At 72.4% G+C, this 1407-nt stretch carries 1 protein-coding gene; it reads left to right on the top strand.

Going from position 1 to position 1407, the window contains the following annotated elements; all coding sequences use genetic code 11:
• Positions 1 to 81 precede the first annotated feature (81 nt).
• On the top strand, positions 82 to 1407 hold a 1326-nt coding region (locus tag E1193_RS31395; protein ID WP_132186738.1), incomplete at its 3' end, for a solute carrier family 23 protein.

Genomic DNA, 1407 nt, shown 5'->3' with positions numbered 1-1407 from the left:
GGGTGGGGCCGGGCTCTCGTGCTAGAAACAACCCTCAGGGTCGATCACGCCCCCGTCACCTGACGACGCGAAGGGCGCTCCATGACCCGGTCCCCCTCCTCCCGCTGGTCCCCATGGACGGTGCACGGCGACGGCCGCTCGGTCACCCCGGGCGACGTGGTGCACCCGGGCGAGCGGCTCTCCTGGCCACGAACGGTCGGCATCGGTGTGCAGCACGTGGTCGCGATGTTCGGCGCCACGTTCACCGTCCCGCTGATCACCGGCTTCCCGCCAGCCACCACGCTCTTCTTCTCCGGCCTCGGCACCCTGCTGTTCCTGGTCATCACCGGCAACCGACTGCCGTCGTACCTCGGCTCGTCGTTCGCCTTCATCGCGCCGGTGCTGGCGGCGAAGGCCGGCGGTGACATCGGCCCGGCGCTCGGCGGGATCGTCGTGGCCGGCGTGGCGCTCGCCCTGGTCGGACTGGTGGTGCAGCTCGCCGGGGCCCGCTGGATCGACGTGCTGATGCCACCGGTGGTCACCGGCGCCATCGTCGCGCTGATCGGGCTCAACCTCGCCCCGGTGGCCTGGGACGGTGGGGGCAGCGGCACCGGGGTGCAGGCCCAGCCGCTGATCGCCGTGGTCACCCTGGCCGCGATCCTGCTCGCCACGGTCGCGTTCCGTGGTTTCCCGGCCCGACTGTCCATCCTGCTCGGTGTGGTGGTGGGCTGGACACTCGCCGCGCTCCTCGGCGGCCTCGACCCGAAGGCGGTCGACGGGCTGCGCGACGCGGCCTGGGTGGGGCTGCCCGAGTTCCACGCGCCGAGCTTCAGCCTGCGCGCGGTGGTGCTGGTCATCCCGGTGATCCTGGTGCTGGTCGCGGAGAACGCCGGCCACGTCAAGGCGGTCGCCGCGATGACCGGGCGCAACCTGGACAAGGACATGGGCCGGGCGTTCCTGGGCGACGGCCTGGCCACCGTGCTCGCCGGCTCGGGTGGCGGTTCCGGCACCACCACGTACGCGGAGAACATCGGCGTGATGGCGGCGACCCGGGTCTACTCGACCGCGGCGTACTGGGTGGCCGGGTTGGCGGCGGTGCTGCTCGGGCTCAGCCCGAAGTTCGGCGCGCTGATCCTCACCGTGCCGGCGGGGGTGCTCGGCGGCGCCACCACCGCGCTCTACGGTCTGATCGCCATCCTCGGCGCGCGCATCTGGATCGATGCTCGGGTGGACTTCCACGACCCGGTCAACCTGATGACCGCCGCCACCGCAGTGATCATCGGCGCAGCCAACTACACCCTCACCGCCGGCGAGCTGTCCTTCAACGGCATCGCCCTCGGCACCGCAGCCGCCCTGGTCATCTACCACGGCATGCGCGCCGTGGCCCGCCTCCGCGGCACCACCCCCGAAACCCGCCAGGCCCCCGAC

The sequence above is a fragment of the Micromonospora sp. KC606 genome (assembly GCF_004348675.1).
Lineage (GTDB): Bacteria > Actinomycetota > Actinomycetes > Mycobacteriales > Micromonosporaceae > Micromonospora.
Note: the sequence above shows the minus strand (reverse complement) of the source record. Positions and strands in the feature narration are given on the sequence as shown.